Below are 13,150 nucleotides of genomic sequence, written 5' to 3' on the forward strand. Positions count from 1 at the left end.
GAATGTGCCCGAGTGCACATAATTCCCCATTCAATTCGCTTACCGAACGGTTAATCCCTTTGCGGATTGCTAACCTTCGATCCAGAGTCTTTTCAGCACGTCTCGCGCTCATCAGGCTGGTCTTTCGAAACTCCCTCCACCCCGAGTTCTCTCGACGGGGATCGTGAAGCCGTCGACCAACACGGCTTCGGAAAGTCAGCCAGGGTACGAAATCAAATGGATTCCGGCGTGCATGGGTGTGCTCCCTCGCGGACCCGACGCTCTCTGCTAGGGAGCATGGCCGCACTTGCCTCGGGCATCACGCCTTCATTCGCTCATGCGCAACACGGCGGGCCGGGACTCGTCACGCCGCCCGTTCGCCTCGAGGATGTCTGGCTCGTCGATCAGAACGGCGCGAAGCGTCGTCTGAGTGCCTGGCTGCATGGGGGCGTCACGGCGTTGCAGACGGTCTATACCGGCTGCGGCACGGTCTGTCCGCTGCAAGGCGCGCTCTTCAGCGCGGTCCAGGAACGGATTCCACGAATCAAGGCGCCTCGCCGCGTGCAATTGCTATCGATTGGAATCGATCCGCTCTCCGATTCACCCGCCGCGTTACGCGCCTGGCTTGCCCGCTTCGAGGCTGGCCCCGCGTGGAATGCGGCGACACCGGCGCTGGCGGATGTGGACCCGATGCGCGTGACGCTGTCGGGCAGCAAGACGCCCCTCGGCAACCTCGCGGACCATTCGACGCAGGTCTATTGCTTCGATACCGGCGCGACGCTGCGCTGGCGAAGCGCGGACCTGCCACGCGTCGATGACGTCTGCGATGTACTCGGCGCACTTGCACGTGCATAGCGGATTCATCCAACGGGGAGCAGATCATGCGAGACATCCGTTCGAAGAAGAACGTATTGAGTTGGCTCGGGCGCTGCATGCGCGTGCTGCTGCCTGTCGTGCTGCCGCTGGTCCTCGCATGGCTGCCGGCCACGGTCCGCGCGCAGACCTATGGCCCGCTCACCGTGAACGGCACCAACCTGTGCGCCGATGTCAGCGGCGCACAGGTCACGCAGGGCGCACCCATACTTTCGTGGACCTGCTGGGGCGGCGCAAACCAGCAGTGGCTTCCCTCGGCCACCGGCACCCGCTATAACCTCATCAACCGGAACAGCAACCTGTGCATGGACGTCTCGGGGCGCAGCCTGAACCCCGGCGGAGTCATCATCCAGTGGCCCTGCAGCGGTGGCCCTAATCAAGCCTTCACGATGGTGCCGCAAGGCGGAGGCTATGCGATCGTCGTGCAGCAAAGCGGCCTGTGCGTGAGCACGTCGAGCACGACCACGCAGGGCCCGCAACTGACCCAGCAGGTATGCGACGGCAGCGCCGGGCAAACCTGGAACGTCGGCGGCTTGCCGACGCAAAAGCCGCCCCTGGTTTCGAAATGGACGGCGCCCATCACGCTGCCGCTCGTGCCGGTGCAGGCGGCCAATCTGCCCGACGGCACCGTGCTGGTCTGGTCCGCCGACAGCGCGCTCAACTTCACCACCGGCGAAGTCACGCCGGGCAAGACCTACACGGCGATCTTCAACCCCTCGACCGGCAAGAGCCGGCAGATGATCGTGACCAACACCGGACACGACATGTTCTGCCCCGGCATCGCCAATTTGCCGGACGGACGGATCATCGTGACGGGCGGATCGAACACGCGCAAGACGAGCATCTATTCGCCCTCGACGAACGCGTGGTCAACGAGCAACCTGATGAACATCCCGCGCGGCTATCAGGGCAGCGTGACACTCAGTAACGGCAACGTGTTTTTGGTGGGCGGCTCGTGGAACGGCGGCCTCGGCGGCAAGACGGGTGAAACGTGGTCGCCGGGTTCGGGCTGGCAGGTCAACGGCGCGATCACCGACGACATCATCCTCACCAACGACGCCGCCGGCATCTTCCGCTCCGACAATCATGCGTGGCTGTTCGCGGTCGGCAACGGGCGCGTGTTTCATGCGGGACCGAGCCGCGCGATGCACTGGTTCGACACGGCGGGCAACGGCAACGTCAGCGCGGCGGGCAATCGCGGCAACGACAACGACGCGATGAACGGCAACGCCGTCATGTACGACATCGGCAAGATTCTCGCGGTCGGCGGCGCGCCGAGCTACGACCAGTCGCAGGCGACGTCCAACGCGACGCTCATCGACATCAGCAGCGGCACGGCGGTGACGCGCACCATTGGGCCGATGAGCTATCAGCGCGCCTTCAACAACAGCGTGGTGCTGCCGAACGGACAGGTCGTCGTGGTCGGCGGGCAGACGTTCGCGGCGCCGTTCTCGGATGACAACGCCGTCCTCACGCCAGAGATCTGGGACCCGGCCACGAACGCCTTTTCGCCGCTCAACCCGCAGGCCGTGCCGCGCACGTATCACAGCATCGCGCTGCTTCTGACCGATGGTCGCGTGCTGAGCGGAGGCGGTGGATTGTGCGGCACCTGCGCGACGAATCACACCGACGTGGAGATCCTGACGCCGCCGTATCTGCTCAACGCGGACGGGTCCGCCGCGTCGCGTCCGAGCCTGACGTCCGCGCCCACCGACGCGCAACTCGGCACCACGATCGTCGTCAACGCCAGCCTGGGCGTGAACGCCTTCGCGCTGATGCGTTCGTCGTCGGTCACGCATTCGCTGAACAACGAGCAACGGCGCGTGCCGCTGTCGTACAGCGTGGGGACCGCAGGCGAATATCAGTTGAACATTCCCGCCGATCCGGGCGTCGTGGTGCCGGGTTATTACATGCTGTTCGCGCTGAACGCGAAGGGCGTGCCGAGCGTCGCGCGCGTGTTGCGCGTGCATTGAATGAGGCGGCTACGCGGTGACGTCGCGAGCGGTCTTGCGCTCGCTTGTCTCGCCCTCTCCGTTCATGCGCAGCAGGCATGCGGACCGGGCGACCTCGGGTGTGCGATCTTCACCGGCGAACATCCACTCAACGCTCATCTGCGCGACGACAGTCGTGCGTTGCCCTCATCGACGACCCGTTGTATCAATTGCCACGCCGCAACGCCCGCCTCGGCAAGCTTTGCGCCGCCGCTGACACACGACGCGCTGCTCGGCGAGACGCGTCGCCGGGGCGGACCGCTGAGCCACTATGACGCGGCGGCATTCTGCCGTGCGCTCGAAGACGGCGTCGATCCGGCTGGCGTGTTGCTGCGCAAGGCGATGCCGCGCTATCGGCTGAACGATGCCGAATGTGCGGCGCTGTGGCGCTTTGTCACGAGCCGATGAGTGTGGATGCGTCCGGCCGCGCTCCAGCCGCATGGTCCGTGGCACACGCCTGAAAAAGGAGTCCATCATGCATGCAACGTTCACGGCTATCCGCGTCATGCTACTCACGCTGTGCCTGTCGAGCCTCGCCTGGGCCGATTCCAACCCGCTGCTGGGCACCTGGCGCCTGAAGTCGTTCGTGCGCGAGGTGGCAGGCACCGGCGAGCGATACAACCAGTTGGGCGATCATCCCGACGGCTATCTCACCTATTCCCCGGATGGCCGGATGCTGGCGCTCTTCGTTTCCGGCGAGCAGCCGCGACCCAAGGCCGAGCCGTCCGCCGAAGAGCGCATTGCACTTCACAAGGCGATGCTGGCCTACGGCGGCACGTATGACGTGTCGTCGGCGAAGGTCATCCATCACATCGACATCGAATGGGACGGCCGGCGCATTGGCACGGATCAGGTGCGCTTCTATAGCCTCTCCGGCGACACCCTGACCATCAAGACCGAACCGAACAAGAGCCCGGTGGACGGGCGCGAGGGAATCGGCGTGCTGATATTCGAACGGGTCCACGCTTCGCAAGCTCAATAAATCCTGGAAGTCCTTCGAGCCATTTTTTTCTCATTATTTTTTTTCGTCTTTCTTCTACCTTGCTGACATTCGCGAAACATTTCGCATGATGAAGCATCTGCTGAAAAAAGGGCGGATCTTCATCCGGATAACAAAAGACAACAAGGGACGACATGGCCAGCGCACCGACCGTTTCCATTTGCCTGCCAAGCTGCGACCGGCCGGAACTGCTCGTCGAATGTCTCGATTCGTGTCTGGCGCAGCGCTATCCGCACATCGAGATCCTGATCGGCGACGATTCCCGCGACGACGCCACGCGGCGCTTGATCGACGCGCACTACGCGGACGACGCTCGCATCCACTACGTCCGCAATGATCCGCCGCTTGGCCAGGCGCGCAATGTCGCGAGCCTGTTCGAACGCGCGACCGGCACGCTGCTCATGCTGATTCACGACGACGATTACCTCGCGCCGACCGCCGTCGAACGGCTGGCGTCCTTGTGGGAGCTCTATCCGCATCTCGAAGTCGCGTTCGGCGACCAGCATGAAGTCGATGTCTCCGGTGTCATCGACCCGCAGCGCAGCGCCACGCTCAATGCCGCGTTTCATCGCACGCGGGACGCGCGCGGCATGCAACCGCTCGCCGGACGAACCGGCCTCGTGCAGATGTTTCCCAACAATGGCTGGATGGCGCTCGCGCCGCTGGTCCGGCGCGTCGGCTATCGCGAAGACGCTGCGGCCTGCTGCGACTTCGTGTTCGGCGTCGAGTTGTGTCTCGCGGCGTCACATGTCTATTACCTGCACGAGTACGTGTCGTATTACCGCAAGACCGCCCTCTCCATCTCGAACAGCACCCGCTTGTCGCCGTGCGCGGCCGCGTTCGTCGCCTATTCGTTCGTGCTCGGTCTGCCTCTCGAGCCCGCGCTCGAACCGGCTCGCGCCATGGCGTTGCGCAGGCTCGCGCCGATCGTCGTCTCGCTGCGTGCGCGACAGGATGCGCCGCGCGCCGCGCTCGCTCATCCGGATGCCTATGGTTATGGGCTCAGCCCGCGCCTCTACTTCCATCTCGCCCTGATTGCGCGAGCGCTCCTTGCACGGCGCGTGCGGCAACGTTCGGGGGCACCGCGCTTTCCTTGAGAACGTCGCGTATTCCGAATGACCGTGCGGAACATTTTGCAAGGTTTCCCGCGACGCTTCCGGGCAAACCCTTATAAAAACAAGAAGTCCTTGTTAACACTGACCTTTTCAGTCCGCTACGCATTCCCGCGCCATCGTGTCCTAAAGGGCATCGTTTCGCTGTCGATATATAAGCGGCTGATGAACAACATCGGCCGCGCGACGGGCGAGCCTCTTCGTCCGCCATCGCGCCCCGCGCCCAACGATGCAGCCCACCTAGAGATACCTATGTTTTCGACCATCAAAGGCCGTCTGGCCTTGGCCATGACCATGCTGAGCGCGCTTCTGATCGCGATTGGCGTGGTCGGACTGATCGGCATGAGCCGCTCCAACACGGTCACGCACGACCTGTTCTCCAATCAGATGCCCAGCGCCGTATCGGTGGGCAACGCCGAAATGTTCATGGCGCGCGAGCGGCTGAGCTTCGATCGCGCTGCCCTCAACGTCGGCACGCCCGCCGCGGAAGATGCGATCGGCCGGGGCGCGCTGATGCGCAAGATCTCCGACGACGCCTGGACCAAGTACGCCGGCCTGCCGCAAGGACCGGGCGAAAAGCCGCTCGCGGACAAGTTCAACGAAGAGCGCCTCTCGTTGCAAAAGCTGATCGACCAGGGCTACGCCGACATTCGCGCGAAAGACCAGGCGAAGATCATCGACGACGCCAGCGCCATGCAAGCGTCCTTCAACCAGTTCGCGAAAGCGGGCGTGGACCTGCGCAAGCTGCAGTTCGAACAGGCGAACCAGGCGTACGACGCAGGCCAGTCGACCTTCGACCTGTTCCGCACGGTCAGCATCATTGCGATCCTGGTGGGCGTGGCCGCGGCGTTCTATACGTGGATCTCGCTGCGCAGCCGCATCTCCCGTCCGCTCGACGCCGCGCTCGCGCAGTTCGACGCCATCGCGTCGGGCGACCTGCGCCGCAGCGTGACCATCACGTCGAACGACGAAATGGGCCAGTTGCTGCGCGGCCTCGCGGCCATGCAGTCGAGCCTCATCGATACGGTGCGCACGGTACGCGGCGGCAGCGAGTCGATTGCATCGGCGACCAAGCAGATCGCGGCAGGCAACATCGATCTTTCTTCCCGCACGGAGCAGCAGGCCTCGGCGCTTCAGGAAACGGCATCGAGCATGGACGAACTGACCGGCACCGTGAAGCAGAACGCCGACAACGCCCGTCAGGCCAGCGTGCTCGCGGCCAATGCTTCGGACATCGCCGGCAAGGGCAGCCAGGTCGTCTCGCAAGTCGTGACCACGATGGGCGAGATCAACCAGAGCTCGTCGAAGATCGCGGACATCATCACGATCATCGAAGGCATTGCGTTCCAGACGAACATCCTGGCATTGAACGCGGCAGTGGAAGCGGCGCGCGCCGGTGAAGAAGGACGCGGCTTCGCCGTGGTGGCAGGCGAAGTGCGTTCGCTCGCGCAACGCTCGTCGGCGGCGGCGAAGGAAATCAAGGAACTGATCGACAACTCGGTGGAACGCGTGCAGTCGGGTACCGCGCTCGTCGATGAAGCCGGCCGCACGATGACCGAAATCAGCACCGCCGTCCAGCGCGTGACCGACATCATGGGCGAGATCGCGGCGGCATCCGAGGAACAGAGCAGTGGGATCGATCAGGTGGCCCGCGCCGTCACGCAGATGGACGAAGTGACGCAGCAGAACGCGGCGCTCGTCGAGGAAGCGGCGGCGGCGGCGCAATCGCTCGAAGACCAGGCCGGCGCGTTGCGCACGGCGGTGGAAACCTTCCGTCTGCAAGACGAAGGCATGCGCGCAACTGCCTGAGCCTTTCCCTTTACGCGGTGACATGCGGCTCGCGTTCCGGCTGGGAACGCGAGCCGCGTTTGCTTTCAGACCTTGAGCACGCGCTTGCGCTTCGCTTCGCACTTGATGACCGGCACGGAGACGCGCTCGCGCAGATACTCCACGGTGCGCGCGCAACGCGCGGGCAGCGGCCATTCGGCGCGATGAATGAGCCACAGCGTATCGATGACGGGCGCGCCGCACTCCATGACGCCAATCTCTTCCGCCCGTCCAAACGCAATCCGCGCATAACGCGGAATCACCGTGAAGCCGAGCCCGCGCGCGACGAATTCGGGAATCAGGCTGATCTGATTGCTGAAGCCCTGCCGCCGCAAACTGCCGACGCCGGGATTGCCCGGAAAGCGCCGGCTCAGCAGACGGCTGGCGGTGGCGTGCGCTTCGGGATAGTCGATGAAGCCGAGCCGTTCCAGATCGCTCCATTCGTGCACCTCTTCATGCGCGGGCACGACGAGTTCCAGCGGTTCCTCGATGAACCGGCTCGCGGCAAGACGCGGATCGTCCGGCTTCAACGCGACGATGCCCAGGTCGTAACGGCTCTCCAGCACGGCTTCGAGCACTTCGGAATCTGGCGCGAAGCGATGCCGCATTTTCCATTCGGGCCGCTGCTGCTGCAGATCGAGCAGCAGCGGAAACAGCACCAGTCCGATGCTGCCGGGCGTGATCAGCCCGACCTCGCCCGCTTCGTCTTCCTGGTCGGAGAGACGCGACGCGAGCCTCCTGTCCGCCAGTTCCATCTCGCTGCAATAGTCGAGCAGCGCGCGGCCCGCAGGCGTCAATTCGATGCCGCGCGGACGGCGCACCACCAGCAAGCCGAGTTGATCTTCGAGATGACGCAGATGCTGGCTGACGGCGGCCTGCGTGAGATCCAGCCGTTCAGCCGCGCGCGTGAAGTTGCCGACTTCGACGAGCGCGAGAAAGGTGCGAAGCCATTGGGGATTGAGCATTACCAAATCTTATTGAAGCGATAATCGACAGATAGTTTTAATTATAACGACCTAAGGGTAATCTCTGATGTCTCAACTCACTAGATCGCTTTCAGGAAACTCCGGATGTCAGCACTTTTCACTCCCTTCACATTGAAGGACGTCACGTTGCGCAACCGCATCGCGATCCCGCCGATGTGCCAGTACAGCGCCATCGACGGCTTCGTCAACGACTGGCACCTCGCGCATTACACGAGCCTTGCACGCGGCGGCGCGGGCCTCGTGATCGTCGAGGCGACCGCCGTGTCGCCGGAAGGACGCATCACGCCGGGCTGCACCGGCCTCTGGGACGATGCGCAGATCGAAGGCATGAAGCAGATTGCGTCGGCCATCAAGGCGGCGGGCGCGGTGCCCGGCATCCAGATCGCGCACGCGGGACGCAAGGCGAGCGCGAACCGTCCGTGGGAAGGTGACGATCACATCGAAGCCGGCGACGCGCGCGGCTGGGACACGCTGGCGCCGTCCGCCATAGCGTTCGGCGGCGGTCTGCCTAAGGTGCCCGCGGCGATGACGCTCGACGACATTGCGCGTGTGAAGGCGGACTTCGCCGCCACCGCGCGCCGCGCCCGCGAGGCCGGCTTCGAATGGCTCGAACTGCACTTTGCGCATGGCTATCTCGCGCAGAGCTTCTTCTCCGTCGATGCCAACCAGCGCGACGACCCATATGGCGGCGATCTTGCTGGCCGCAGCCGCTTCATCGTCGAGACCTTCGACGCCGTGCGCGATGTCTGGCCCGAGACCCTGCCGCTGACGGCGCGCTTCGGCGTGATCGAATACGACGGCCGCGACGAGGTCACGCTCGCGGAATCGATCGAACTGACGAAGACCCTGCGCGGCAAGGGACTCGACCTGATGAGCGTGAGCGTGGGCTTCTCCACGCCGGATGTGAGCATTCCGTGGGGTCCGGCTTTCCTCGGGCCGGTGGCGCAACGCGTGCGGCACGAGGCCGGGATTCCGGTGGCGTCGGCATGGGGCTTCGATTCGCCGCCGAACGCGGAACACGCCGTCGAGTCGGGGCAGCTCGATCTCGTCATGATCGGCCGCGCGCATCTTTCGAATCCGCACTGGCCGTATCACGCGGCGAAGCAGTTGAAGGTCGAAAAGCCGTCGTGGGCGCTGCCTGCGCCGTACGCGCACTGGCTCGAGCGCTACGCCGTCGCCGAGTGACCGCAGCTTCGGCTAGCGCGCCTTGCGGATCGCGGCGTGGGCCGCCTGCGCCGCAAGGTCCGCATACAACTCTGCCCACTTGCCGAGCAATGAACTGTCGTTGGTGAGAAAGAGCGGCGCGGTGAGCCAGGCGTTCACCGGGCCGTCGTGCGCGCTGTCTTCGAACACGCGCAGATCGCGATCCTCGCTGACGCCCACCCGCGCCAGTTCAGCGAACGACAACGCCTCTTCCACACGCGATTCGTGCAGTGGCACGTCGCGCAGCATCGACAACGCGGTGCGTGCGCGGCGCGTCGCGCTTTCGCGGTTCTCGGCAAGGATGAAGATCACCAGCGCAGCAGGCGTCGCCATGCGCACGCGGTAAAGCTGCGCGCGACAGCGTTCGCTCAGTTGCGTGCTCATCGGACCGGCTCCATGCCGTGACGCGCCTTGACGGCATCGGTTTCGGGGGACGCGGCATAAGCGAGAAACTCGCGTGCGAGTGCGGGCGCGCTCGCCGTGGCTGCGACCGCGCCCGTGAAGACCGTGAGCGTCTGGATGGACGCCGGCAGCATGCCGAGCACATCGATGCCCGCCATCCCGATCATCTCGCTCAACTGCTGGAATCCCAGTTCCACTTCACCGCGTGCGATCAAGGTGCCAACGGCGACGCCCGGCTGTGCCTGCACACAGCGCGCCGCGATACGCCCGGCAATGCCCCAGCGCTCGAACAATTGCGTCAGATAGACGCCGCTCGGACCCGTCGAATAACCGATGCTGCGCGCCGCCAGCACCGCTTCGCGCACGACGGCTTCATCGTGCACGCGCAGATGCGGCGCCCCGGCCTTCACGGCAACCGCCACGCCCGAGCGCGCGAGCGCCACGCGGCTTTGTGCATCGACGTGACCCGCCGTGGCGAGTTGGTCGATCACGTTCGACGCCAGCACGACAATATCCGTCGCCTCGCCCTCCTCGACGCGCTTGCGCACCGCCACGCCGCCCACGGACTCAATGGCGACGCGCCGGCCCGAATGCGTCGTGAAGGACGCGGCCAGCTCGTCGAGCAGACGGCGCGTGGCCATCGATGAAAGGCCGTTCAGTGCAACATCGGTCATTGCTCGAATCAGTCGATATAGCGCAGACCCGCCCGTTCGAGCGGCTCGCGCATGCTGTACATGTCGAGGCCGAGTATGCCACTCGCGAGCTTCTCGCGTTTTCCGGCTTCGAGCGCCTCGCGCGCAGACGCCTTGTCGAGCACCTGACGCGCCACCGCGGCCGGCACCACGACGACGCCATCGTCATCCGCGACGATCACGTCGCCCGGCGTCACCAAGGCTCCCGCGCAGACCACCGGCACGTTCACCGAGCCGAGCGTCGCCTTCACGGTGCCCTTCGCCGAAATGGCCTTGCTCCAGACCGGGAAGTTCATCTCGGTCAGCACGCGCACGTCGCGCACGCCGCCGTCGATGATCAGCCCCGTCGCGCCGCGCGCCTTGAAGCTGGTGGCGAGCAGGTCGCCGAAGAAGCCGTCCGTGCAGTCCGCCGTGCAGGCCGCGACCACGATGTCGCCGGGCCGGATCTGTTCGGCCGCGACGTGCAGCATCCAGTTGTCGCCCGGTTGCAGCAGCACGGTCACCGCCGTGCCGCTGGCTTGCGCGCCGACGAACACCGGCCGCATATACGGCTTCATCAGGCCGACGCGCCCCATCGCTTCATGCACGGTGGCCGAGCCGAGCGCGCAGAGCTTCGCGGCCGCTTCCGCATCCGCGCGTTCGATGTTGCGATACACCACTCCCAGTTCAAACATGATCAACGTCCCTTTGCCTTGAGCGCCGCATCCAGACGCGGATATACACGGCGCGCGTTACCTTCATAAATCTTGTAGCGCGCTTCGGGCTCAATCTGCGCGGCCTCGACATAGCGCTTCGTATCGTCGAAATAATGTCCGGTCTCCGGATCGATGCCGCGTACCGCGCCAATCATCTCGCTCGCGAACAGGATGTTGTCGACGGGGATCACGCGCGTCAACAAGTCGATGCCCGGCTGGTGATACACGCAGGTGTCGAAGAACACATTGTTGAGCAAATGATCCTTCAACAAGGGCTTCTTCAGTTCCTGCGCGAGACCGCGAAAACGGCCCCAGTGATACGGCACCGCGCCGCCGCCATGCGGGATCACGAACTTGAGCGTCGGGAAATCGCGGAACAGGTCGGAGGTCAGGCATTGCATGAATGCCGTGGTGTCCGCGTTCAGGTAATGCGCGCCGGTGGTGTGGAAGCACGCGTTGCAGCTCGTGCTGACGTGGATCATCGCGGGGATGTCGTACTCGACCATCTTCTCGTACAGCGGATACCAGCTGCGGTCCGAGAGCGGCGGGCTGGTCCAGTGTCCGCCCGACGGATCCGGGTTCAGGTTCACCGCGACATTGCCGTATTGCTCGACGCACTTCACCAGTTCGGGAATGCACGTCGCGACATCCACGCCGGGGCTTTGCGGCAGCATCGCGGCCGGCACGAACGAGTCGGGAAACAACTGGCTCACGCGATGGCACAGCTCGTTGCAGATCGCGGCCCACGTGCTCGACACCTCGAAGTCGCCGATGTGATGCGCCATGAAGCTCGCGCGCGGGCTGAACACGGTGAGGTCGAGGCCGCGCTCGCGCATCAGGCGCAGCTGATTGCTTTCGATCGACTCGCGCAGTTCATCGTCGCTGATGCGCAGTTCGGAGACAGCGGGTTTCTCCGCCGGGCTCTTGATGCCGGCGATCTGCCGGTTGCGCCATGCTTCGAGCGCCTTGGGCGCGGTGGTGTAGTGGCCGTGTATGTCGATGATCATCCGTTATTGCTCCAGGGACTAGTGTGCTGCAGTGGTCTGCGCATGCGCTTCATCAACATGCGTGCGTTGCGCGACCAGAATCGAAATGGCGGCGAGCGTGGCGGGCACGGCGAGCATCGCGAGGATCGCGCCGAATTCCCAGCCAAGGCCCAGCAGCGCGCCGCCGAATGCGGAACCAAAGATGCTGCCGAAGCGGCCCATGCCGAGCATCCAGCTCACGCCGGTGGCGCGCGCGACGGTCGGATAGCGGCTCGGCGCGAAGGCGTTGAGGCCGGTCTGCGCGCCGCTCATGCAGAAGCCCGCGGCGAACACCATCACCGCCAGCGACGACGACAGCGCGCCGATCCATGCAAGACCCAGCACGCAGACCGCCCCGCCGAGATAGGCGGCGCTGATGACCGGCGCGGGCCGCGCCCGGTCCATGATCCAGCCGACCAGGATCGCGCCGATCGTGCCGCCGATCTGGAACATCGCGGTGACATTGGCGGCCGCCGAGACGGTGAGGCCCGCGTCCTTCATCAGCGTCGGCAGCCAGCCGGTCAGCAGATAGATCACCAGCAGGCCCATGAAATACGTGACCCACAGCGCGGCGGTCAACAGTCCATAGCCGTGCGAGAACAGCACGCCGATGGGCCTCTTGGTGGGCAGCGGCGGCTCTTGCGACACGAAGGTTTCGTTGCCGTCGAAGCGCGCACCGCACACGCGGCCCAGCACCTTGCCGATGCGTTGCGCGGTCGCGCCGCGCACGGCGAGCAGACGCGCGGACTCGGGCAGCAGCCAGATTTGCAGCGGAATCAACACGAGCGGCAACGCGCCGCCGAAGATCAGCACCGAGCGCCAGCCATGCACCGGAATCAACGCGCCCGCGACGAAGCCGATCAGCGCCGAGCCGAGATTGAAGCCCGTAAACATGATCGTGATGAGCAGCGCGCGCTTGCGTTGCGGTGCGTATTCGGAGAGCAGCGTGGTGGTGTTGGGCATGGCGGCGCCGAGGCCGATACCGGTCAACAGGCGCAGCAACGCCATGCTGGCGGGTGAGTTCGTGAACGCGGTCGCGATGGTGAACACGCCGAACAGGAATACCGAGGTAATGAGCACCCATTTGCGGCCGATGCGGTCCGAAGCCGGTCCCGCCGCCAGCGCGCCGATCACGAGGCCCAGGGGCGCCGCGCTCATGACGAGCCCGAACGCGGGTCGCGAGATGTGCCAGTCCGCGATGATCGAGGGCGCGACGAAGCCCATGATGGCCACGTCCATGCCGTCCGCCGCGACGACGAGAAAGCACAGCGCCACCAGCAGCCACTGGTACGCGGAGATCGGGCGCTCGTCGATGAAGCGCTTGATGTCGATGGTTTTACCGTTGGTCATGTCTGTCTCCTCCAC

The 13,150-nt window shown here is 64.9% G+C and carries 13 protein-coding genes; 7 read left to right on the forward strand and 6 right to left on the reverse strand.

The window, feature by feature from the left end:
• Positions 1 to 276: 276 nt before the first annotated feature.
• The 6 genes from QCE63_RS25535 to QCE63_RS25560 all read left to right on the forward strand — a co-directional run bounded on the left by QCE63_RS25535 (position 277) and on the right by QCE63_RS25560 (position 6,764).
• Entirely contained in the window at positions 277 to 834 is a 558-nt protein-coding gene (locus QCE63_RS25535) for an SCO family protein (RefSeq protein WP_309836934.1), read from the forward strand.
• 26 nt (positions 835 to 860) lie between these two features.
• Positions 861 to 2,825 (forward strand): RICIN domain-containing protein, encoded by a 1,965-nt coding sequence (locus QCE63_RS25540; protein ID WP_309836936.1) that lies wholly within the window; start codon positions 861 to 863, stop codon positions 2,823 to 2,825.
• Positions 2,826 to 3,251, forward strand: a complete 426-nt coding sequence (locus QCE63_RS25545) for a hypothetical protein (RefSeq protein ID WP_309836939.1) — start codon at positions 2,826 to 2,828, stop codon at positions 3,249 to 3,251. It begins immediately after the preceding gene.
• Positions 3,252 to 3,318: 67 nt separating this feature from the next.
• The gene (locus QCE63_RS25550) at positions 3,319 to 3,825 is read left to right on the forward strand and encodes a lipocalin-like domain-containing protein (RefSeq protein ID WP_309836941.1); all 507 of its coding nucleotides are present in this window, start codon (positions 3,319 to 3,321) and stop codon (positions 3,823 to 3,825) included.
• A 152-nt stretch (positions 3,826 to 3,977) separates the two neighbouring features.
• Positions 3,978 to 4,940 (forward strand): glycosyltransferase family 2 protein, encoded by a 963-nt coding sequence (locus QCE63_RS25555; RefSeq protein ID WP_309836943.1) that lies wholly within the window; start codon positions 3,978 to 3,980, stop codon positions 4,938 to 4,940.
• Positions 4,941 to 5,207: 267 nt separating this feature from the next.
• Positions 5,208 to 6,764, forward strand: coding sequence for a methyl-accepting chemotaxis protein (locus tag QCE63_RS25560; protein WP_309837337.1), 1,557 nt, complete (start codon positions 5,208 to 5,210; stop codon positions 6,762 to 6,764).
• Between the two features lie 65 nt (positions 6,765 to 6,829).
• Here QCE63_RS25560 and QCE63_RS25565 read toward each other — a convergent pair whose 3' ends face one another.
• A complete protein-coding gene (locus tag QCE63_RS25565; protein WP_309836946.1) occupies positions 6,830 to 7,747 on the reverse strand; it encodes a LysR family transcriptional regulator in 918 nt (305 codons plus the stop codon).
• Between the two features lie 105 nt (positions 7,748 to 7,852).
• Here QCE63_RS25565 and QCE63_RS25570 point away from each other — a divergent pair, with 105 nt between their 5' ends.
• Positions 7,853 to 8,953 (forward strand): NADH:flavin oxidoreductase/NADH oxidase, encoded by a 1,101-nt coding sequence (locus QCE63_RS25570; RefSeq protein WP_309836947.1) that lies wholly within the window; start codon positions 7,853 to 7,855, stop codon positions 8,951 to 8,953.
• Between the two features lie 12 nt (positions 8,954 to 8,965).
• Here the strand turns inward: QCE63_RS25570 and QCE63_RS25575 are convergent, their stop codons facing one another.
• From QCE63_RS25575 to QCE63_RS25595, 5 genes are read right to left on the reverse strand one after another with little or no spacing between them, the layout of a single operon-like run.
• Positions 8,966 to 9,355, reverse strand: a complete 390-nt coding sequence (locus tag QCE63_RS25575; protein ID WP_309836949.1) for a hypothetical protein — start codon at positions 9,353 to 9,355, stop codon at positions 8,966 to 8,968.
• Entirely contained in the window at positions 9,352 to 10,047 is a 696-nt protein-coding gene (locus QCE63_RS25580; RefSeq protein ID WP_309836951.1) for a substrate-binding domain-containing protein, read from the reverse strand. Before QCE63_RS25580 ends, QCE63_RS25575 begins: the two co-directional genes overlap by 4 nt.
• Before the next feature lie 8 nt (positions 10,048 to 10,055).
• Positions 10,056 to 10,739: a 4-carboxy-4-hydroxy-2-oxoadipate aldolase/oxaloacetate decarboxylase gene (gene ligK, locus QCE63_RS25585; protein ID WP_309836953.1), complete on the reverse strand. Its 684-nt coding sequence runs from the start codon at positions 10,737 to 10,739 to the stop codon at positions 10,056 to 10,058.
• A gap of 2 nt (positions 10,740 to 10,741) precedes the next feature.
• Entirely contained in the window at positions 10,742 to 11,767 is a 1,026-nt protein-coding gene (locus QCE63_RS25590; RefSeq protein ID WP_309836955.1) for an amidohydrolase family protein, read from the reverse strand.
• A gap of 18 nt (positions 11,768 to 11,785) precedes the next feature.
• Entirely contained in the window at positions 11,786 to 13,135 is a 1,350-nt protein-coding gene (locus QCE63_RS25595) for an aromatic acid/H+ symport family MFS transporter (protein ID WP_309836957.1), read from the reverse strand.
• Between the last annotated feature and the right edge of the window lie 15 nt (positions 13,136 to 13,150).

Source organism: Caballeronia sp. LZ065 (assembly GCF_031450975.1).
Classification (GTDB): Bacteria; Pseudomonadota; Gammaproteobacteria; order Burkholderiales; family Burkholderiaceae; genus Caballeronia.